Raw genomic sequence first — 19,901 nt, forward strand, 5'->3', positions numbered from 1 at the left:
CTATGACAATGCAGCTGCAGTCCATCAACATCCCCATGCTCATTGCCCATGCCGGCGGCGATCCCTGGGCCATCAACCAGAGCCTGCAAGCGGGGCGTCCCGCCCAGATTTCCGATTTGGCGGAGGCTTTTCACGGCGCGGCGGTGTGCACCGCCGAATCCAGCCAGGCTTTCGCGGATGCCCGCCAGCGCTTCGAAGCGGCCTGGAACAGGGAGAACGGCGGCCATCCGATCAACGACTCCGATGAGGTGCAGCGCGTCACCAAATCCCTTGGTGCGCAGTCGCTTCAGTTACCCAAGATCGGCGTCGACCTGGAAAAAATCGCTGCGGCACTGGCCGAAGCCCAGAAGGCCGGCGCGGCACGGATCGCCGCTCTCGAGAGCCAGTTGCAGACGCTCGACAACATGATCACCCAAGCGTTGGCAATGGAAAAGCAAGCCAATCTCAGCGAAGCGGACAAGCATGCGCTGGCTGCCTTCATCACGACGTGTGAAGACAACGCCATCAATGACACCAAGGCCGCGCTCAACGATCTGCTGGCGACGCGCAACGGCTATGAGGGCACGCTGAAGACCACGATGGCGAGCCTGCACAGCGAAGGCTACGACCCGCCGCAGACCGTCGGTGGCTGGTTCGAAGGCCCGTTGCTACCCGGCCAGGTACGGAATCTGGGACCGATCGCGGGGACCGGCGCCAATCCGGGCATCCCCGGAATCGGAGCGGCGGACCTCGGCGAAGTGGTGCAGCTGCAAGACGGCCGTTATCTCGCGATCTTCGGGGATTCGTTCTCCGGCAACAAGGCTTACGACGGGACGCACTACCCGTCGGTGGCCGTGCCGGTGACCTTCGACAAACAGGGCCGTCCCCACTTCGGCGAGCCCTTGACCGGGCCGGACGGCAGCCCGACCATCCTGTTTCCCCCGCCGCCGCAAGCCGCGGGCAAGAACACACTCCCGGCTGGGAGCATCCGGATGCGCGACGGCACCACGTACATGATGGTCGCGGGCACCACCGACCTGAATCCCGACGGCGGCACGTGGCTGACCAAAGTCACCAACGACCCGGCCGGGGGCTGGAAGCCCATCGACGGATCGTGGCGTCCGTGGACACCGGCGCCCAACCCGAACCACGTCCCGCACCCCGGCACCAGTTTGACCAGCCAACCCACCCAGATCAGCGGCTATCAGGCCAACGACGGCAACGTGTACATCGCCGCGGACTCCTTCGACCGCAGCCAGGGCGTCACCATGTACCGCGTGGATCCCGAGCACGTTACCGACCGCGGCGCATGGCAACCCTGGAACGGCAGCGGCTGGGGCAAAGCCGGAGAAGTCGCGACCGTACCGCTGAGTCCAGACAGGTACGGCGAACTCAGTTTCCAGGAAGTAGACGGAAAGCCGGTGTTGTCGGGATTCAACAGCAGCCCGGGCGTGAATCAAGTAGAGGTGCGCGTCGCCAATACTCCGACGGACGTTTTCAGCGGCAACTCGCCAACCGTGATCGCGCACAACGACAATCAGGGCACACCAGTCTCGGTTCCTCAGCCTTACGGCGGCTACATCATGCCCGGCTCGACACTGGACAACCTGAATATCTTCGTCAGCCAGTGGAACACCCAGTTGAACGTCCCGTACAACGTGCAGCAGGTTCTGGTCAATCCGGGGCCATGATCGTCGTGCCCCCGGGTACGAAAGTAATAGATAGACCGCAACTCTCGATAGGACATACATGATCACTAGAGCGTTCGCGGCAGTTGTGGCAGCACCGGCGGTCACCGCGGTGCTCAGCGCCTGCACAGCCCACGCCGATCCGCCGTCGTTCCCTGATATCGCGAGCTATGCACCGGTCAATGTCGCGGACTACGAAGTGGACGCGTCCACCCCGGGAATACCTGCGGCGCAAGTATTTTTCGTTACCCCGGACGGCGTCAACTGCAATTTCCAATCGGGTCAAGCGCAGTGCACGGGAAACAATCTCCCGGGTATCCCGGCTGCTTCACCGACGTCCAAGGGTGCTGTGCGCACGAACTGGATGGGAACCCGGACGGGCCTACAACAGATCGCACCCTCCGGGGGTACGCCGAACGGAGTCAAGACGCTGCCGCCGCTGCACTCGATCACCGTGGACGGCGTGATCTGCGGCGTCGACAACGCGGGTACCACCGCGTGCAAAGACCCCGAAGGCCATGGCTTCGTGCTGTCGGCGCACGGGTCCGGCTGGCTGCCGCACGTGTGAACCGGCTGCTAGACGGCCAGCGTGGTGCCCGTCTGTTCTTCGGCGAAGGCCACCAGGCGGGCGGCCACGTCGTAGTTTGACGCCAGCGGTGTGCGGCCGATCAACGCCGGCTCGCCGCGCAGGCCGAACCTGCCGCTGACACCGACGAAGCTGCCCGGCGGCACCGGTTCGCTGATGCAGTACAAAGTGGTGGCCGCACCTTCGGCGATGTCGTTGGCCAACCGGTCGGCGACGACGGTGACGACTTTTTGCACCAACGACATCAGCGGCGCGTCGGAGATGTTCGACAGGTTCGAGGCCACCCATCCGGGATGAGTCAGTTGGGTGACGATCGGCGATCCGGCGGCGCGCAACCGGCGATCCAGCTCAAGCCCCCACAGCATGACCCCGAGCTTGGACATGGCATAGGAGCCCAGTCGTGTCCACTTGGTGCGACGCAGGTGCATGTCGTCGAGGCGCAGCGTGGCCGACTTGTGCGCATCGGAGCCCACATTGATGATCTGCGAACGCACCCGGGCCAGCAGCAGATTCGTCAACGCGAACGGCCCGAGCAGATTGGTGCCCAGCGTCATCTCGAAACCGTCGACGGTCTCCTTGCGATGGTTGGTGAGCGTGCCGGCGTTGTTGATCAGAATGTCGATGTCCCCGTCGACCTGATCGGGGAACGCCCGCACCGAGGACAAGTCTGCGAGATCGAGCTTGATCACCGACGTCGAGCCGCCCATCGCAGCGGCGCGCTCCTTGCCGAGGTCGATGTTGCGCACGGCCAGGATCACGTGGGCGCCGGCTTTCGTCAGCGCCTGCGCGGTGCCCAGGCCGACGCCGTTGGTCGCGCCCGTCACGATGACTCGCTTGCCGGTCAAGTTGCCGAGGCGGCTCGGCGTCCAGGGTGTCGTCACGACGCTTAAGAGTAATGGGCGGTTCTATGTAAGTTGGGTCAGTTCTGCCAACATGGTCTGCATGAGTGACAGCGGACGCGAAATCACCAACCTGATCTACAGGTACGCCGAGCTCCTCGACGGTGGCGACCTGGACGGGGTGGCCGGGCTTTTCGCGCATGGCCGCATCTGCGGCGTGGAGGACGGCCCGCCGGAGACGGTGTTCGAAGGGTCGGCCCGGGTGCGCCAGATGTACGACATGGCCACCCGGATCTACGAGGACGGCACCCCGAAGACCAAACACAACACCAGCAATGTGGCGCTCCACATCGACGAGGCCGCGGGCACCGCGCGCAGCACGTCCTATTACTGCGTCACGCAGGCCACCCCTGAGCTTCCGCTGCAGGTGATCGTCACCGGGCACTACAAGGACACCTTCCACCGGGTGGACGGAGCCTGGTGGTTCGACAGCCGCATCATGTTCGTCGACCAGGTCGGCGACGTCAGCCAGCACCTGAAGTTCTGAACGCGTGGCAGCCCCTAACGCCTTTGACCCAGTGGGCGTGCTGGCCGACGCGCAGCGCAAAGAGACGCTAACCGATTGGGGCCCCGGCGAATTCGAGGGCCCGCTGCGGGTGCTGCTGGACGATTACGCGCGCGCCGACCTCAACGCCATCGGCGTGCACATCCTGCGCTCCGGCCTCGTGCACAGCCTGCGCATGCGGCTTCGCACCCAGGAGTGGATCCGCCGGCACCCGGAGATCCTCGACGAGCAGGTCGCCGCGCCGATCGTCGTCGTCGGAATGATGCGCAGCGGCACCACCCTGCTGCAGCGGCTGCTGGCCGCCGACCCGCGTTTCGTCTGCGCCTACGGTTGGGAGGTTGTCGAGGTCGCGCCGCGGCTCGACTATGAGTTCAGTGCTGCCGACGACCCGCGCATCGCGATCAGCGAAGCGCGAGAGGCGAAATCGCGCGAGTTGGCGCCGGATCTGTTCGCGATCCACCCGATGTACGCACGCGAGGCCGAAGAAGAGATCGTCTTCCTGGCCGACGCGTTTCTGTCCCACGTCCCCGAATCCGGTGCGCACCTTCCGTATTACCGGTCCTGGCTCGACCAGCAAGACTTCTCCCCCGCCTACGATCACCTGCACCGCATGCTGCAGTTCATCCAGTGGCAGAAGCGCAGGCGCGGACAGGTGGCCCAGCGCTGGGTACTGAAATCGCCTGCGCACCTTGGGTATCTAGACTTGTTGCGCGCGCGGTTCCCCGGCCTGCACATCGTCCACATGCACCGCGACCCGCGCACCACAATCGCTTCCGGGGCCAGCCTGAACGCCACCCTGCACGCGATGCACGCCGACGGCGTCGATGTGCATCGGGTGGGCCAGCAGTGGCTGCAGCGGATGGGCTGGACCAATGATCGGGCCATGTCGACCCGCGACGGCTGGACTGACGACGCCGCCGTGGTGACCGACATTGGATTCGACGACGCGGTGGCCGATCCAATCGCACAGGTGACTCGGGTCTACGACGCCGTCGGCCTGCCGCTCACCGGTGACGCCGAGGATGCAATGCGGCGATGGCTCAACGAGCGTCCCCGCGAGGCGGCCCGCCCGCCCTACGGTTTGGCGAACTACGGCCTGCTACCCGAGCAGGTCGATGAGCGATTCACCGTGTACAACCAGCGTTTCGGACAGCACCTTGGAGGAACAGCACATGCCTGACGATCCAGTCTCGACCGCATCCCAGCACGAACAGGAGCTGGCCGCCCTCGACCTGATCTCCCATCCCACCGTCCAGGCCGCCTATCGCACCGTTGCCGAGACCTGGCTGGGACGGGCCAAGGCGTCGGACGCGATGCGCGAGCGGTTCGACGATTCGTTCGCCGAGGTGATGTTCTCGGCGGCGATGTGGTCGTCCAACCAGGACAAGTTGCGGCCCAAGGTCACCTGCATCACCCGGCTGGCGCACCCGGTTGCGGGCCGTCGCATTCCCGGATCACGTTGGGGCATCGACAATCCCGACAGCGTGTATCGGGTGATCCCGATCTCGGGCGACGAGCGTTACGAGATCCGCGGGCGAGTCGGCGAGCACCGCATGACCGAGAACTACTTCACCCTGTGGGACGCCAACATGGGCACCGTCAACGTGCTCAACGGCCGCACCATGGAGGTCGACTCCGACGGCAGCTACACCATCACCGTGGATGCCGACCCGGCCAACGGGCGGGTAAACCATGTGCAGACCTCCCCGGAAGCTCACGAGTTCTACATCCGCGACGTGCTGCTGGACTGGGGCCGCGATGACCCCAATTACATTGAGGTGCAACGACTTGGCGGCTCACCGGCCACCCCGGCGCGCACGCGCGACGAGCAGGCCGAGGCGACCGCGGCGATGATGGAGTATTTCGCCAACTTCACCGGCAAGCTCAGCCATGGCATCTACAAGATGCCGGCCAACCATTTCAACCTGGCCTGGTCGGCGGACAAGGTCGGTGCGATGCGCAACCAGGTGTATGTGATGGGCCGCTTCGAACTCGCGCCCGACGAAGCGTTCGTCGTCGACCTCAACGACGGGGGCGCCGAATACTTCACCGTGCCACTGAGCAATATCTGGGGCACCACACTCGATCTCGTCGACCGCACCGGCAGCCTCAACAAGGCGCAGTCGGTGCCCAATGCGGACGGCAGCTACACCTACGTGATCTCGCCGGTCGACCCCGGCGTCGCGAACTGGATCGACTCCGACGGCCTGCGCGAGGCCATCCTGACCCTGCGGATGGCGGAGTTCGGCGAGACCGGCCCGCGCGAGGACCTCGGCGCGCGCGGACGAGTGATCAAGCTGGATCGGCTCGACGCCGAGGTGCCGCACTTGCCACGGGTCAGCGCCCAAGAGCGGGCCACCGCGCTGGCGCAGCGGCGCACGGCGTATCTGCGCCGGCTGCCGGAAGGGACGGCCTGAGATGGCGCGCTGGCTGATCACGGGTTGCTCCACCGGCTTCGGACGTGAGATCGCCCGCGCCGCATTGGAAGCCGGCCACAGCGTGGTGGTGACCGCACGGCGGGCCGAGGCGGTGGCCGATCTGGCCGACGAATTCGGGGGCCGGGCCGTCGCGGTGGCGCTCGATGTGACCGATGCCGCCCAGATCGCGGCCGCGGTAGCGGCGGCCGACAAGGCGTTCGGTGGGATCGACGTCCTGGTCAACAACGCCGGTCACGGCTACCTGTCCTCGGTGGAAGAGGGTGAGGACGCCGAGGTGCGAAAGCTGTTCGACGTCAACTACTTCGGGGCCGTCGACATGATCAAGGCGGTGCTGCCGGCCATGCGCGAGCGCGGCGCGGGACACATCATCAACATCTCGTCGATGACCGGCCTGGTGGCCAACCCGCCCAACGCCTACTACTCGTCGACCAAGTTCGCGCTCGAGGCCGTGACCGAGGCGCTGGCCACCGAGGTGCGGCCGCTGGGCATCAAGGTGACCGCGATCGAGCCGGGCGCATTCCGGACCGACTGGGCCACGCGGTCGATGAAGGAATCGCGCCACCCGATCGCCGCCTACGCCGACGTGGCCGCGCGCAAGGACCTGATCAAGCAGTTCGCCGACCATCTGCCGGGTGACCCGCGCAAGGTGGCCGAGGCGGTGCTGATGGTCACCACGCTTGACGAGCCACCGCTGCGGCTGCTGCTGGGCCGCGACGTGCTCAAGGCGATGCGCGACAAGATCGCCGCGATGTCGGCGTCGATCGAAGAATGGAATGCCGTCACGAAGGACGTGAACTTCCCCGAATCGTGAGCTCAGGGCAGCCGCCAGTCGATCGGGTCGGCGCCCATCCCGGTGAGTAGCTCGTTGGCGCGGCTGAACGGGCGCGAGCCGAAGAATCCGCGCGAGGCGGACAGCGGCGAGGGGTGCGGCGACTCGATTGCCACGCAATTGCCCTCTGCCAGCACCGGTTTGAGGGTGGACGCGTCGCGGCCCCACAAGATGGCCACCATCGGCTGCGACCGCGCGACCAGGGCGCGGATGGCGCACTCGGTGACCGCTTCCCAGCCCTTGCCGCGATGCGACGCCGGGTTGCTCGGGCGAACCGTGAGGACCCTGTTCAACAGCAGCACGCCACGCTGCGCCCAGGGCGTCAGATCGCCGCACGACGGCTGCGGGTAACCCAGGTCAGCTGAGTACTCGTCGAAGATGTTGGACAGACTGCGCGGCAGCGGCCGCACCTCGGGAGCCACCGAGAAGCTCAGGCCGACCGCATGCCCCGGCGTGGGGTAGGGATCTTGTCCGACGATCAGCACCCGGACCTGATCGAAGGGAAAAGTGAAGGCCCGCAACACGTTCGGACCAGCTGGTAGGTACTTGCGGCCGGCCGCGATCTCGTCGCGCAGGAACTGCCCCATCTTGGTCACCTGTTCGGCCACCGGCTCGAGCGCACCCGCCCACCCCTGCTCGACGAGTTCGTTCAATGGACGTGCGGTCACCGGGCAACCCTAACCTTCGAACGACTCCCAGCCCGCGTATCCCTGCCATGCGGCGCCGTCGACGAGTACCCGGGCCGGGCCGTCGAGCACCTGCCCGATCACGCGCCACCCGGATGGCACCGCACCGGCGAAACAGGCCACCAGGGCGTGGTCTTCGCCGCCGCCCAGCACCCACGCCCACGGATCGGCCTGGGTCGCCGTCGCGGCGGCGCTCAGCGCGTCGCGATCAGGAGCCAGCGCCGCGGTGGACAAGTCAATGCCCACCCCCGAGGCGTCGGCGACATGTCGCAGGTCGGCGATCAGGCCATCGGAGACGTCGATCATCGCCTGCGCGCCCGCGGCCGCGGCGGCGGCACCCTGGCCGTAGGGCGGCTCAGGCACCAGATGCCGGGTTCGCAGGCGGTCGAATCCACTAATGTCGTTGCGCCACAACGAGTATCCCGCCGCCGAACGGCCCAGTTCGCCGGCGATGGCGAGCACCGCGCCGGGCTTGGCCCCCGAACGCAACACCGGGGCCCGGCCGCCCAGGTCGCCCAGCACCGCCACGGACAACACCCACAGCGGGGAGCTGACCAGATCGCCGCCGACGATGCCGGCGCCGACCCGCGCGGCCTCGTCCCACATTCCGTCGACCAACGCCTCCGCGTCCGCCGTCGGCGTATCGGCGGGGGCACCGAAGCCGACCACGAACGCCGTGGCCCGCCCGCCCATCGCCTCGATGTCCGCGGCGTTCTGGGCTATCGCCTTGCGGCCGACGTCATGCGGCGTGGACCAATCCAGCCGGAAATGCCGGCCGGCCACCAGCATGTCGGTCGACACCACGCTGCGGCCGTCACCGGCCGATACCACCGCCGCGTCGTCACCGGGCCCGAGCAGCACGGCGTCGGGCTGAACCCGGCCGCGCACCAGCCGGTCGATGACCGCGAATTCACCGAGCTGCCCCAGGGTGGCCGACTCGCCGGATACTTCTTCGCGCACGTCAGCTCCTCCGGCGTGGTACTACAAGGCCCTCGTACAGCGGCCCGACCTGCGGTAAGTTTGGTCCCTGCCCGCGCGGGCGGACGGCGCCAGTGTATGAGATGGGAGGTGCCCGGTTCTCGACGCTACGGGCGTCGACGGCCGGGCGATGATGACCGGTTCGGACTCCGACGACCCAGGCGGACCGCCGCGGGCCCTGCTGATCGCCGCGGTTGTGGTGGCGGTCCTCGCCATCGGCATCGTGCTTGTCATCGCGGCAACCCGCGAAGCGCCGCCGCAGCCGGTCGCCCTTCCCACGGTGCCGGCGCCGCAGGCCAACAGCCCCGCATGCCACGCGCTGTCGGCGGCGCTGCCGCAGCGGCTCGGCGACTATCAGCGCGCGCCGCTGGCACAGCCGGCACCCGAGGGCGCGGCCGCCTGGCGCACCGGAACCGGCAACGAGCCGGTGGTACTGCGCTGCGGGCTCGACCGTCCGACCGCCTTTGTGGTGGGGTCCCCGATCCAGATCGTCGACCGGGTGCAGTGGTTCGAGGTGGCGGCCGAGCAGCAATCCGGCGGTGACGCAGGCAGATCCACCTGGTACACGGTGGACCGGCCGGTGTATGTGGCGCTGACCCTGCCGTCGGGATCCGGGCCCACACCGATCCAGCAGCTTTCCGAGGTGATCGACCACACCATCACGGCGGTGCCGATCGACCCCGCCCGGCCCGGTGAGCGTTAGCGCAGACCCGTGCCCCGGGCCAGCGCCGTTTCCACCATGGTGGCCAGCAGACTCCGGTAGTCGATGCCGCTGGCCGCCCACATCCTCGGGTACATCGAGATCGTGGTGAACCCCGGCATCGTGTTGACCTCGTTGATCACCGGCCCGTCCTCGGTGAGGAAGAAGTCGACCCGCGCCAGGCCTTGGCAGTCGATGGCCTTGAACGCCCGGATCGCCAATTGGCGCACGTCGTCTGCGATCTCGTCGTCGACCTTGGCGGGCACATCCAATTCGGCTGCGTCGTCGAGGTATTTCGTTTCGAAGTCGTAGAAGCCGTCCTCGCGACCGCGCACACCGGCCACCCGGATCTCACCTACCGTGCTGGCCTCTATTGTGCCGTCCGGCATTTCGAGCACTCCGCACTCCAGCTCGCGACCATTGATCGCGGCTTCGACGATCACCTTCGGATCGTGCCGGCGAGCATCGGCCACCGCGACGGCCAGTTCATCCCAGCTCGCGACCCGGTTGACCCCGATCGAGGAACCACCGCGCGCGGGTTTGACGAACACCGGAAGGCCGAGGCGCTCGCGCTCCTCGGGCGCCAGCGTCTGCCGCGTCGGGCGCAGCACCACATACGGCCCGACCGGAATCCCCTCGGCGGCAAGCAGCTTCTTGGTAAATTCCTTGTCCATCCCGACGGCGCTGGACAGTACACCGGCGCCGACGTAGGGCAGACCGGCGAGTTCGAGCAGCCCCTGGATCGTGCCGTCCTCGCCGTAGGGTCCGTGCAGAACCGGGAAGACCACGTCGACCGAACCCAGGACTTCACCCGCGCCCGGCGGTAGCGACACCAGCTGGCCGCCGCGGCGCGGATCGGCCGGCAGGGCCAGCTCGGTTCCCGATTCGGTGGTCACCCCGGGCAGTCGCCGGTCACTGATCGCCAGCGCGTCCGGGTCGCCGTCGGTGAGCACCCACGAGCCTTCGGGGGTAATGCCGATCGCGACCACATCGAATCGTTGCGGATCGAGGTTGCGCAGGATGCTGCCCGCGGACACGCACGAGATGGCGTGCTCGTTGCTGCGCCCACCGAAGACGACAGCAACGCGCACCCGGCTGCCCCCTGACGCGGAGGGCCGGCTGGTCGCATCACTGGCGTTCACAACCTGGAGAGGGTACCGGTTGGGATGCCGACGGGTCGGGTCGCCGAGGTGTGGCGGGGTTTTGCCGGAACGGCGGCCGGCGGCGCGCTCATTCCGGCTTGGTGCTGCGGCCCAGCAGCAGGGCCATCGCGTCGTCCACCGACAGTCCCTTGTGGCAGACCCGGTGTACCGCATCGGTGAGCGGCATCTCGACGTCGTAGCTGGACGCCAGGGCGAGCACCGATTCGCAGGACGTCACGCCCTCGACGACGTGGCCGTCCTTTCCTTCCAGCGCCAACTGCATGCTTGCGCCCCGCCCCAGGCGCTCACCCATCGACCGGTTGCGCGAATGCGGAGATGTGCAGGTAGCGACCAGATCGCCGACGCCGGCCAGGCCCGCCAGGGTCGCGCCCTTGGCGCCCAGCGCGATGCCCAGCCGCATGATCTCGGCCAGACCCCGGGTGATGATCGCCGCGGCGGTGTTTTCGCCCAGCCCGACGCCGGCCGCCATCCCGCACGCGAGGGCGATGACGTTCTTGCAGGCCCCGCCGATCTCGGTGCCGACCACGTCGCTGTTGGTGTACGGGCGGAAGTAGCCGGTATTCAGCATGCGCTGCAGGGCGACCGCGCGCCCGGAGTCGCTGCACGCGACCACGGTGGCGGTGGGTTGACATTCCGCAATTTCACTGGCCAGGTTCGGCCCGGAGATCACCGCCACCTGCGACATGTCGACGCCGGTCACCGAGACGATGACCTGACTCATTCGCATCAGGGTGCCCAGCTCGATGCCTTTGGCCAGGCTGACCAGGGTCGCGCCGTCGGCGATCAGGGGTGCCCACTGCTCGAGGTTGCTGCGCAGGTTCTGCGCCGGGACGCCCAGCAGCACCGTCGTCACGCCGTGTAGCGCCTCGGCCGCGTCGGCGGTGGCCCGGATACCTGGCGGCAACAGGGTGCCGGGCAGGTAGGCGGGGTTGTAGCGGGTGGCGTTGATCTGCTCGGCGACGTCGGATCGACGCGCCCACAGCCTGATCTGCGCTCCGGTCCCGTCGAGGGCCTCGGCGAGCACCTTGGCCAGCGACGTTCCCCATGCTCCGGCGCCCATCACCGCAACGGCGCCCGCTGTGCTGGCCATTTCCCATCCCGATCTCTAACAAACGCGGCATCTGCAGCCGCTACACCCTAGAACAGCGATCCGCCGCCGTCACCATGACGGCTCGCGACCGGCGCGACGACGCGCGCTGGCAGGATTGACGCCATGAGCGGCACCCGGGGTGACGGCGCCGGCGATGTCGCGTTGATCATCGCTGTCAAGCGGTTGGCCGCCGCCAAGACCAGACTGGCTCCGGTGTTCTCGGCGCGGACCCGCGAGACCGTGGTGCTGGCCATGTTGGTGGACACCGTGACGGCGGCGGTCGGTGTCGCCGCCGTCGGCTCGATCACGGTCGTCACCCCCGACGACGCCGCGGCAGCCGCGGCGGTACGGCTCGGGGCGCAGGTGATCGCCGACCCGACGCCCCAGGACCATGACGATCCGCTGAACCATGCGATCGCCACCGCCGAACGCTTCGTCGCGGAGTCATTCGCCAATGTTGTTGCGCTGCAAGGTGATTTGCCCGCGCTACAGACCCAGGAGCTGGCCGAGGCGATCGCCGCGGCACGCGCGCACCGGCGCAGTTTCGTCGCCGACCGGCTGGCCACCGGCACCGCGGCTTTGTGCGCATTCGGCACGGCGCTGCAGCCGCAGTTCGGCTCGGATTCGGCCGCGCGGCATCGTCGTTCGGGCGCGATCGAGCTGACCGGCGCGTGGCCCGGCCTGCGCTGTGACGTCGACACCCCCGCCGATTTGGTCGCGGCCCGCCGGCTCGGCATCGGCGGGGCAACCGCCCGCGCTATCGCCCACCCCTGAGCGCGTAGCAAACCTGTCCGGGGGATGAACGGCGCGCCAACGGCGGATGGATGTCTACCGAGCGCTAGCAGCACCACCCGGTGATGAGCAATGATTCCCTGGTGACCGAAATCGAAGCTGAAGCACGGATTGACGAAACCGTGTGGCAACACGGCGACAGCGCTCTGGGCGCTCCCCCTGCTACCACCCACGCGGTGATCGATGACGCGCTGCCGGAGGACCGGTACCTCAACCGTGAACTGAGCTGGCTGGACTTCAACGCGCGAGTGCTGGCACTGGCCGCCGACACCTCGCTGCCATTGTTGGAGCGAGCCAAGTTCCTGGCGATCTTCGCGTCGAACCTCGACGAGTTCTACATGGTCCGGGTCGCCGGCCTCAAGCGTCGCGACGAGATGGGGCTGTCGGTCCGCTCGGCTGACGGCCTCACGCCGCGCGAGCAACTGGCCCGCATCGGCGAGCAGACCCAGCGCATCGCGACCCGGCATGCGCGCGAGTTCCTCGACTCGGTGCGCCCGGCACTCGCGCAAGAAGGCATTTATATCGTCACGTGGGCCGATTTGGATCAGGCTGAGCGCGACCAACTGTCGACCTATTTCACCGAACAGGTCTTCCCGGTCCTGACCCCGCTCGCGGTGGACCCGGCACACCCGTTCCCGTTCGTGAGCGGGCTGAGCCTGAACCTGGCCGTCACGGTCAAGGACGGCGGTGGCCAGCACTTCGCCCGAGTCAAGGTGCCCGACAACGTCGACCGCTTCGTCGAACTCGGCGGCGAGGAGGGCAACGCCGTCGTTCGCTACCTGCCGACCGAGGAGCTGATCGCGGCGTTTCTCCCGGAGCTGTTCCCCGGCATGGAGATCGTCGAACACCACACGTTCCGCATCACCCGCAACGCCGACTATGAGGTCGAAGAGGACCGCGACGAAGACCTATTGCAGGCGCTGGAGCGGGAATTGGCGCGCCGGCGGTTCGGTTCGCCGGTGCGACTCGAAGTCTCCGACGACATGACCGAGGGCATGTTGGAGCTGCTGCTGCGCGAACTCGACGTAAATCCCAGCGATGTCATCGAAGTGCCCGGGCTGCTGGACCTCTCGTCGCTGTGGCAGATCTACGGCATCGACCGCCCCGCGCTCAAGGACTGGACCTTCGTCCCGGCCACCAGCCCGGCGTTCGCCGACAAGGAAACACCCAAGAGCATTTTCGCGACGCTGCGCGAAGGCGATGTGCTGCTGCACCATCCGTATGAGTCGTTCTCCACGAGCGTGCAGCGATTCATCGAGCAGGCCGCCGCCGACCCCAACGTGCTGGCGATCAAACAGACGCTGTACCGCACCTCCGGTGACTCGCCGATCGTTCGTGCGCTGATCCAAGCCGCCGAGGCCGGAAAGCAAGTCGTGGCAATGGTGGAGATCAAGGCACGCTTCGACGAGCAGGCCAACATCCGCTGGGCACGCACCCTTGAGCAGTCGGGCGTGCACGTCGTCTACGGCTACGTCGGGCTCAAGACGCACTGCAAGACCTGCCTGGTGGTGCGCCGCGAAGGGTCAACCATCCGGCGCTACTGCCATATTGGGACCGGCAACTACAACGGAAAGACGGCGCGGCTTTACGAGGACGTCGGTCTGCTCACGGCGTCTCCCGAAATCGGGGCTGACCTGACCGACCTGTTCAATTCGCTGACCGGCTACTCACGCAAAGTCTCCTACCGCAATCTGTTGGTTGCCCCGCACAGCATTCGGACGGGCATCATCGAACGCGTCGATCGCGAGATCGCGGCGCACCGCGACCACGGCGGCGGCCGGATCCGGATGAAAATGAACGCTCTGGTCGACGAGCAGGTGATCGACGCGTTGTATCGCGCCTCGCGGGCCGGTGTGCAAGTCGAGGTGGTGGTACGCGGAATCTGCGCGCTGCGCCCAGGCGCAGAAGGGTTCTCGGAGAACATCTCCGTGCGCTCGATCCTCGGCCGGTACCTGGAGCACTCGCGGATCATGCATTTCAATCGCATCAACGAGTTCTGGATCGGCAGCGCCGACATGATGCACCGCAATCTCGACCGTCGCGTCGAGGCGCTGGTTCAGGTCAAGGATCCGAAGCTGACCTCCTATTTGAACGATTTGTTCGATTCGGCGCTGGACCCGTCCACGCGGTGCTGGGAGCTCGAGGCCGACGGGCAGTGGACCGCCTCGCCACGGGAAGGTCACTCCGTGCGCGACCACCAGGAGTCGCTGATGGAGCGGCACCGGGGCGCCTAACGCCCATGTGGTAATTTTCCAGGCCACCCGATGGCCGGCATGGCGCTGGCCGAATTGACCTGCAGGAGTAAGTTGTCGGACCAGAACTCGTCAGGCGGTCGGCGCTCAGGCAAGCGGATCGTCTACGCCGCAGGCGCGGTGCTGTGGCGACACAGCAGTGCTGATTCGGACAATCCCGAGCTCGAGATAGCGCTCATCCATCGCCCTCGCTACGACGACTGGTCGTTGCCCAAGGGCAAGGTGGACCCCGGCGAAACGGCGCCCATGGCCGCGGTACGCGAAGTACTGGAGGAGACCGGCCACCACGCCGTCCTCGGCCGGCGACTGGCCAAGGTGAGCTATCCGATCGACGCGGGTGTCAAGAAGGTGTACTACTGGGCGGCTCGCAGCACCGGTGGCAAATTCGTGCCGGGCAAAGAGGTCGACGAATTGATCTGGTTGCCCGTCGCTGCCGCGATGAAGAAGCTCGACTACGCCCAGGACCGAAATGTGTTGCGGCGCTTCATGAAACAGCCTGCGGACACGCATACTGTGTTGGTGGTGCGGCACGGCACCGCAGGCCGCAAGTCACGCTTTTCCGGCGACGACACCAAACGACCGCTGGACAAAAAAGGACGCGCGCAAGCCGAGGCGCTGGTCGCCCAGCTGATGGCGTTCGGCGTCACCGACGTGTACGCCGCCGACCGGGTGCGCTGCCATCAGACGGTTGAACCACTCGCCGAGGAACTGGGTGTCAGCATCGAGAGCGAGTCCACGCTCACCGAAGAGGCTTACGCCAAGAGCCCCAAACGGGGCCGGCAGCGGATGCTGCGCATCGCCGGCCGCGAGGGCACACCGGTGATCTGTACGCAGGGCAAGGTAATTCCGGATCTGATCACCTGGTGGTGCGAACGCGACGGCGTGGACCCGGACAAGTCACGCAACCACAAGGGCAGCACCTGGGTGCTGTCGCTGTCCGGGGGCCGACTGGTGGCGGCCGATCACATCGGCGGCGCGCTGGCCGCCAACGTTCGGGCCTGATACACGAAATACCCTTCGGGGGCAGCAATGCCGCCCGAAGGGTATTCGCGTCTGAACTCGGTTGACTTACTTGCGACCGCGCTTGGCGGCCGTCTTCTTGGCCGGCGCCTTCTTGGCAGCAGTCTTCTTAGCCGGAGCCTTGGTCGCGGCCTTCTTGACCGGAGCCTTGGTCGCGGCCTTCTTGACCGGAGCCTTGGTCGCGGCCTTCTTGACCGGAGCCTTGGTCGCGGCCTTCTTAGCCGGAGCCTTGGTCGCGGCCTTCTTAGCCGGAGCCTTGGTCGCGGCCTTCTTCACCGCAGCCTTCTTGGCGGGAGCCTTCTTGGCAACCTTCTTGGCTGCTCCTGCGACAACACCACGTTTCACGGCCGGTCCTTCCGACGGGAGGCGCTGCGCGCCAGCAACAACCGCTTTGAATTGAGCACCCGGGCGGAACGCGGGGACGGACGTCGGCTTTACCTTCACCGTCTCACCGGTCCGCGGGTTGCGGGCCACACGCGCTGCGCGGCGCCGTTGTTCGAACACACCGAACCCGGTGATGGTCACGCTGTCGCCCTTGTGCACCGCACGCACAATGGTGTCGACAACATTCTCGACGGCGGCGGTCGCCTGCCGACGGTCCGAGCCCAATTTCTGTGTGAGCACATCTATGAGCTCTGCTTTGTTCATCCAAAACCCTCCGAAGCCAGTGGTCCCATTTTGGGAACCGACTAGCGAACACGGTAAACCCTCACCCAGCAAATTGCCAAGCGCCACGCGCAATTTCACGGCTATGCGACAGGAAATTCCGCAATCCGCTTGCCGCCCTTGGCCGGTGACGCAGGCGAAAAATAAGCCTTGCTAGCTAAGGCGATCGGGGTAATTCGCGCCTCGATCAACCGTTCACGGGGCGGGTAGCGTGCGCGGTTTCCAGTCCGGACGGGCCGACTCAAAAGATTCGATTTGGTCGAGTTTCTGCAGCGTAAGGGCTATATCGTCGAGCCCTTCGAGTAGTCGCCAAGCGGTGTGGTCGTCAATCTTGAACGGCAGCACCGTCGTTCCCGCGGTGATATTTCGATCTTGAAGATTGGCAGTGATTTCCAGTCCCGGACTCTGCTCGATCAGCTTCCAAAGCAGTTCAACACCGTCTTGGTCGACTTCGGCCGCCAGTAGCCCCGCCTTGCCCGCGTTGCCCCGAAAAATGTCACCGAATCGAGACGAGATGACGACCCGGAACCCGTAGTCCATCAACGCCCACACCGCGTGCTCGCGCGACGATCCGGTCCCGAAGTCGGGTCCGGCGACCAAGACCGAACCTCGGTCAAATGGACTGAGATTGAGCACGAATGACGGATCTGAGCGCCACGTCGCGAACAAGCCGTCGTCGAAACCGGTTCGGGTGACGCGCTTCAAATAGACCGCGGGAATGATCTGGTCGGTATCGACATTGGAGCGCCGCAGCGGCACGCCAATCCCGGTGTGGGTGTGAAAGGCTTCCATTTTCGTCCTCGATTTCGTTTTCAGTTCAAGTCGGCCGGGGTAGACAATGTGCCGCGGACCGCGGTCGCCGCCGCGACGGCCGGCGATACCAAATGCGTACGGCCCCCTTTGCCCTGCCGCCCTTCGAAGTTGCGGTTGGACGTCGCGGCGCAACGCTCGCCGGGCGCAAGCTGATCGGGGTTCATGCCCAGGCACATCGAGCAGCCGGCCTGCCGCCATTCGGCGCCGGCGGCGATGAATACCTCACTGAGGCCTTCGGCTTCGGCTTGCGCGCGCACCCGCATCGAACCCGGCACGACCAGCATTCGCACGCCCTGGGCCACGGTGCGACCGCGCAGGACGTCGGCCACCACCCGAAGATCTTCGATACGACCGTTGGTACAAGACCCGACGAACACCGCATCGACGCCGATCTCGCGCATCGGCATGCCCGGCCGAAGGTCCATATACGCCAACGCTTTCTCGGCGGCCTGGCGCTCGTCGTCGTTGGTCATCAATTCGGGGTCCGGCACCGCCGCGCCCAATGGCACGCCCTGGCCCGGATTGGTGCCCCAGGTGACGAACGGGGTCAATGACTCCGCGTCCAGATAGACCTCGGTGTCGAAGACGGCACCGTCGTCGGTGCGCAGCCGTTGCCAATACTGCAACGCGGCATCCCACCGCGCACCCGTCGGCGCGTGCGGGCGGCCCCGCAGGAATTCGTAGGTGGTCTCGTCCGGTGCCACCATTCCGGCCCGCGCCCCGGCTTCGATACTCATGTTGCAGACCGTCATCCGGCCTTCCATGGACAGCGATTCGATCGCGCTGCCCCGGTATTCGATGACATGGCCTTGCCCACCGCCGGTGCCGATCTTGGCGATCAGCGCGAGGATGATGTCTTTGGCCGTAACACCGGGCGCCAATTCGCCGTCGACGTTGACCGCCATTGTTTTGAAGGGGCGCAACGGCAATGTCTGAGTGGCCAGCACATGCTCGACCTCCGAGGTGCCGATGCCCATCGCCAATGCGCCGAATGCGCCATGGGTAGATGTGTGACTGTCCCCACACACAATCGTCATTCCCGGTTGGGTCAACCCCAATTGGGGTCCGACCACATGCACGATGCCCTGCTCGATGTCGCCCATCGGATGCAACCGCACACCGAATTCGGCGCAGTTGCGCCGCAATGTCTCGACCTGAGTGCGCGATACCGGGTCGGCGATCGGCTTGTCGATGTCGACGGTCGGTACGTTGTGGTCCTCGGTGGCCAGCGTCAGATCGGGCCGGCGCACCGGCCGACCGGCCAGGCGCAAGCCGTCAAACGCCTGCGGGCTGGTGACCTCGTGCACCAAATGCAGGTCGATGTATATCAAGTCGGGCGCGCTGACCCCTTCGCCCGTCGAGCCGGATACCACAACATGGTCGTCCCAAACCTTTTCGGCCAGGGTGCGCGGCTGGTGAGCAGCTGCCATCGGAGTCACCTCAATCATCCTGTTGCGCCTCGATGACCAACAGGGCTGGTGATCTCAGAATGCGAGACGCTAGTATCTCTTTATGAGACAGCATAGCGGCATCGGCGTTCTGGATAAAGCCGTGGATGTGCTGCATACGGTCGCGGAATCTCCCTGCGGGTTAGCCGAACTGTGCGAGCGAACCGGGTTTCCGCGGGCCACCACCTACCGGCTGGCCGCCGCGCTGGAGGTACATCGCCTGCTGGCGCGTGACGACGAAGGGCGTTGGCAGCTGGGCCCCGCGCTGAGCGAACTCGCCGCGCACGTCAACGATCCATTGCTGGCGGCCGGTGCCGCGGTCCTCCCCCAATTGCGCGAGAGCACCGGCGAAAGCGTGCAGCTGTACCGGCGCGAGGGCACGTCGCGGGTCTGCGTGGCCGCCCTGGAACCGTCTGCGGGCCTTCGGGATACGGTTCCGGTTGGCGCGCGGTTGCCGATGACGGCGGGCTCGGGAGCCAAAGTGTTGCTGGCACACAGCGATGTCGCCACTCAGAAAGCGGTTCTGCCGACGGCGAAGTTCACCGACCGGACGCTGGCCGAAGTACGCCGGCGCGGTTGGGCGCAAAGCGTTGCCGAGCGCGAACCTGGGGTCGCGAGCGTCTCGGCGCCGGTGCGCGACGGTCGCGGCGTGGTCGTCGCCGCCATCTCGGTATCGGGACCCATCGACCGCATCGGCCGGCGCCCAGGGGCGCGCTGGGCCGCCGACCTGCTATCGGCCGCCGACGCCATGACTCGCCGTCTCTAGTGTGCGTAGACCGTGCGTCCAGGGCGGTCAGTGCGTCCCGGACGCCCTGAGCGCGCACTCAAAATCCCCCGCTGACAGACTGACGCGATGGGAACCAATCAGCGCGCGAGCATCGTCATGTCCGACGATGAGATCGCCGATTTCGTCGTCAAGAGCCGCACCGGAACAATGGCCACCATTGGTTCGGACGGCCAGCCGCACTTGACCGCCATGTGGTACGCCGTCGTCGACGGCGAGATCTGGCTGGAGACAAAGGCCAAGTCTCAGAAAGCGGTCAACCTGACCCGCGACCCCCGGGTGACCTTTCTGATCGAGGACGGCGACACCTATGACACGCTGCGCGGGGTTGCCTTCGAAGGCGTGGCCGAGATCGTCGACGATCCGGACGTCGCGCACCGGGTCGGCGTCAGTGTCTGGGAGCGCTACACCGGCCCCTACACCGACGAGATGAAGCCGTTCGTCGAGCAGATGATGAACAAGCGCGTCTGCGTGCGCATCGTCGCGCGACGGGCGCGCTCGTGGGATCACCGCAAACTGGGATTGCCGCCGATGCCGGTGGGTGGTTCCACCGCACCGGCCGTGCTGGGGACCGGCCAGTAAATA

At 66.5% G+C, this 19,901-nt stretch carries 20 protein-coding genes; 12 read left to right on the top strand and 8 right to left on the bottom strand.

The window, feature by feature from the left end; translation table 11 throughout:
* Positions 1–8 precede the first annotated feature (8 nt).
* On the top strand, positions 9–1,670 hold the full coding sequence (locus tag AAHS21_RS26050; protein ID WP_342930506.1) for a DUF4185 domain-containing protein: 1,662 nt from the start codon (positions 9–11) through the stop codon (positions 1,668–1,670).
* Between the two features lie 58 nt (positions 1,671–1,728).
* On the top strand, positions 1,729–2,235 hold the full coding sequence (locus tag AAHS21_RS26055; RefSeq protein WP_342930418.1) for a hypothetical protein: 507 nt from the start codon (positions 1,729–1,731) through the stop codon (positions 2,233–2,235).
* Positions 2,236–2,243: 8 nt separating this feature from the next.
* Here the strand turns inward: AAHS21_RS26055 and AAHS21_RS26060 are convergent, their stop codons facing one another.
* The gene (locus AAHS21_RS26060; protein WP_342930419.1) at positions 2,244–3,134 is read right to left on the bottom strand and encodes an SDR family NAD(P)-dependent oxidoreductase; all 891 of its coding nucleotides are present in this window, start codon (positions 3,132–3,134) and stop codon (positions 2,244–2,246) included.
* A gap of 61 nt (positions 3,135–3,195) precedes the next feature.
* On the opposite strand from AAHS21_RS26060, the gene AAHS21_RS26065 reads away from it, so the two are divergent.
* The 4 genes from AAHS21_RS26065 to AAHS21_RS26080 are packed head-to-tail and all read left to right on the top strand — an operon-like array spanning position 3,196 to position 6,906.
* Positions 3,196–3,639, top strand: coding sequence for a nuclear transport factor 2 family protein (locus AAHS21_RS26065; RefSeq protein ID WP_342930420.1), 444 nt, complete (start codon positions 3,196–3,198; stop codon positions 3,637–3,639).
* Between the two features lie 4 nt (positions 3,640–3,643).
* Positions 3,644–4,837, top strand: a complete 1,194-nt coding sequence (locus tag AAHS21_RS26070; protein ID WP_342930421.1) for a sulfotransferase — start codon at positions 3,644–3,646, stop codon at positions 4,835–4,837.
* Positions 4,830–6,074 (top strand): hypothetical protein, encoded by a 1,245-nt coding sequence (locus AAHS21_RS26075; protein ID WP_342930422.1) that lies wholly within the window; start codon positions 4,830–4,832, stop codon positions 6,072–6,074. The genes AAHS21_RS26070 and AAHS21_RS26075 overlap by 8 nt, the downstream gene beginning before the upstream one ends.
* Position 6,075: 1 nt before the next feature.
* The gene (locus AAHS21_RS26080; RefSeq protein ID WP_342930423.1) at positions 6,076–6,906 is read left to right on the top strand and encodes an oxidoreductase; all 831 of its coding nucleotides are present in this window, start codon (positions 6,076–6,078) and stop codon (positions 6,904–6,906) included.
* Between the two features lie 2 nt (positions 6,907–6,908).
* Here the strand turns inward: AAHS21_RS26080 and AAHS21_RS26085 are convergent, their stop codons facing one another.
* Both AAHS21_RS26085 and AAHS21_RS26090 read right to left on the bottom strand, forming a co-directional pair.
* Entirely contained in the window at positions 6,909–7,592 is a 684-nt protein-coding gene (locus tag AAHS21_RS26085; protein ID WP_342930424.1) for a uracil-DNA glycosylase, read from the bottom strand.
* A gap of 9 nt (positions 7,593–7,601) precedes the next feature.
* The gene (locus AAHS21_RS26090; protein ID WP_342930425.1) at positions 7,602–8,570 is read right to left on the bottom strand and encodes a thiamine-phosphate kinase; all 969 of its coding nucleotides are present in this window, start codon (positions 8,568–8,570) and stop codon (positions 7,602–7,604) included.
* A 148-nt stretch (positions 8,571–8,718) separates the two neighbouring features.
* Here AAHS21_RS26090 and AAHS21_RS26095 point away from each other — a divergent pair, with 148 nt between their 5' ends.
* Positions 8,719–9,291, top strand: a complete 573-nt coding sequence (locus AAHS21_RS26095; protein WP_342930426.1) for a DUF3515 domain-containing protein — start codon at positions 8,719–8,721, stop codon at positions 9,289–9,291.
* On the opposite strand, the gene AAHS21_RS26100 is transcribed toward AAHS21_RS26095, so the two are convergent.
* A complete protein-coding gene (locus AAHS21_RS26100; RefSeq protein ID WP_342930427.1) occupies positions 9,288–10,430 on the bottom strand; it encodes a D-alanine--D-alanine ligase family protein in 1,143 nt (380 codons plus the stop codon). The two genes, AAHS21_RS26095 and AAHS21_RS26100, sit on opposite strands and share 4 nt — an antisense overlap.
* Positions 10,431–10,518: 88 nt before the next feature.
* Positions 10,519–11,541, bottom strand: coding sequence for an NAD(P)H-dependent glycerol-3-phosphate dehydrogenase (locus tag AAHS21_RS26105; protein ID WP_342930428.1), 1,023 nt, complete (start codon positions 11,539–11,541; stop codon positions 10,519–10,521).
* 123 nt (positions 11,542–11,664) lie between these two features.
* Here AAHS21_RS26105 and cofC point away from each other — a divergent pair, with 123 nt between their 5' ends.
* The 3 genes from cofC (at position 11,665) to AAHS21_RS26120 (ending at position 15,587) form a co-directional block, all read left to right on the top strand.
* Positions 11,665–12,315: a 2-phospho-L-lactate guanylyltransferase gene (gene cofC, locus AAHS21_RS26110; RefSeq protein ID WP_342930429.1), complete on the top strand. Its 651-nt coding sequence runs from the start codon at positions 11,665–11,667 to the stop codon at positions 12,313–12,315.
* Between the two features lie 80 nt (positions 12,316–12,395).
* The gene (locus AAHS21_RS26115) at positions 12,396–14,567 is read left to right on the top strand and encodes an RNA degradosome polyphosphate kinase (protein WP_342930430.1); all 2,172 of its coding nucleotides are present in this window, start codon (positions 12,396–12,398) and stop codon (positions 14,565–14,567) included.
* A gap of 72 nt (positions 14,568–14,639) precedes the next feature.
* Complete coding sequence (locus AAHS21_RS26120) at positions 14,640–15,587, top strand: bifunctional NUDIX hydrolase/histidine phosphatase family protein (protein ID WP_342930507.1); 948 nt, start codon at positions 14,640–14,642, stop codon at positions 15,585–15,587.
* 66 nt (positions 15,588–15,653) lie between these two features.
* On the opposite strand, the gene AAHS21_RS26125 is transcribed toward AAHS21_RS26120, so the two are convergent.
* The 3 genes from AAHS21_RS26125 to leuC form a co-directional block, all read right to left on the bottom strand.
* Positions 15,654–16,253, bottom strand: a complete 600-nt coding sequence (locus tag AAHS21_RS26125; RefSeq protein ID WP_342930431.1) for an HU family DNA-binding protein — start codon at positions 16,251–16,253, stop codon at positions 15,654–15,656.
* Between the two features lie 213 nt (positions 16,254–16,466).
* Positions 16,467–17,063, bottom strand: coding sequence for a 3-isopropylmalate dehydratase small subunit (leuD, locus tag AAHS21_RS26130; RefSeq protein ID WP_342930432.1), 597 nt, complete (start codon positions 17,061–17,063; stop codon positions 16,467–16,469).
* Between the two features lie 20 nt (positions 17,064–17,083).
* Positions 17,084–18,514, bottom strand: coding sequence for a 3-isopropylmalate dehydratase large subunit (gene leuC / locus AAHS21_RS26135; protein ID WP_342930433.1), 1,431 nt, complete (start codon positions 18,512–18,514; stop codon positions 17,084–17,086).
* An 82-nt stretch (positions 18,515–18,596) separates the two neighbouring features.
* Here leuC and AAHS21_RS26140 point away from each other — a divergent pair, with 82 nt between their 5' ends.
* Together AAHS21_RS26140 and AAHS21_RS26145 are read left to right on the top strand one after the other, a co-directional pair.
* Positions 18,597–19,298, top strand: coding sequence for an IclR family transcriptional regulator (locus tag AAHS21_RS26140; RefSeq protein ID WP_342930434.1), 702 nt, complete (start codon positions 18,597–18,599; stop codon positions 19,296–19,298).
* Positions 19,299–19,385: 87 nt separating this feature from the next.
* Positions 19,386–19,898: a PPOX class F420-dependent oxidoreductase gene (locus AAHS21_RS26145; protein WP_096285960.1), complete on the top strand. Its 513-nt coding sequence runs from the start codon at positions 19,386–19,388 to the stop codon at positions 19,896–19,898.
* Positions 19,899–19,901: the final 3 nt, after the last annotated feature.

The organism is Mycobacterium sp. 050272 (assembly GCF_039023525.1).
Lineage (GTDB): Bacteria > Actinomycetota > Actinomycetes > Mycobacteriales > Mycobacteriaceae > Mycobacterium.

What these genes read in the sequence shown, in the direction of transcription:
- AAHS21_RS26050 (WP_342930506.1), top strand. Translation starts at nt 9, where the DNA reads ATGCAGCTGCAGTCCATCAACATCCCCATGCTCATTGCCCATGCCGGC.
- AAHS21_RS26055 (WP_342930418.1), top strand. Translation starts at nt 1,729, where the DNA reads ATGATCACTAGAGCGTTCGCGGCAGTTGTGGCAGCACCGGCGGTCACC.
- AAHS21_RS26065 (WP_342930420.1), top strand. Translation starts at nt 3,196, where the DNA reads ATGAGTGACAGCGGACGCGAAATCACCAACCTGATCTACAGGTACGCC.
- AAHS21_RS26075 (WP_342930422.1), top strand. Translation starts at nt 4,830, where the DNA reads ATGCCTGACGATCCAGTCTCGACCGCATCCCAGCACGAACAGGAGCTG.
- AAHS21_RS26080 (WP_342930423.1), top strand. Translation starts at nt 6,076, where the DNA reads ATGGCGCGCTGGCTGATCACGGGTTGCTCCACCGGCTTCGGACGTGAG.
- AAHS21_RS26095 (WP_342930426.1), top strand. Translation starts at nt 8,719, where the DNA reads ATGATGACCGGTTCGGACTCCGACGACCCAGGCGGACCGCCGCGGGCC.
- AAHS21_RS26105 (WP_342930428.1), bottom strand. Translation starts at nt 11,541, where the DNA reads ATGGCCAGCACAGCGGGCGCCGTTGCGGTGATGGGCGCCGGAGCATGG.
- cofC (WP_342930429.1), top strand. Translation starts at nt 11,665, where the DNA reads ATGAGCGGCACCCGGGGTGACGGCGCCGGCGATGTCGCGTTGATCATC.
- AAHS21_RS26125 (WP_342930431.1), bottom strand. Translation starts at nt 16,253, where the DNA reads ATGAACAAAGCAGAGCTCATAGATGTGCTCACACAGAAATTGGGCTCG.
- leuD (WP_342930432.1), bottom strand. Translation starts at nt 17,063, where the DNA reads ATGGAAGCCTTTCACACCCACACCGGGATTGGCGTGCCGCTGCGGCGC.
- leuC (WP_342930433.1), bottom strand. Translation starts at nt 18,514, where the DNA reads ATGGCAGCTGCTCACCAGCCGCGCACCCTGGCCGAAAAGGTTTGGGAC.
- AAHS21_RS26140 (WP_342930434.1), top strand. Translation starts at nt 18,597, where the DNA reads ATGAGACAGCATAGCGGCATCGGCGTTCTGGATAAAGCCGTGGATGTG.
- AAHS21_RS26145 (WP_096285960.1), top strand. Translation starts at nt 19,386, where the DNA reads ATGGGAACCAATCAGCGCGCGAGCATCGTCATGTCCGACGATGAGATC.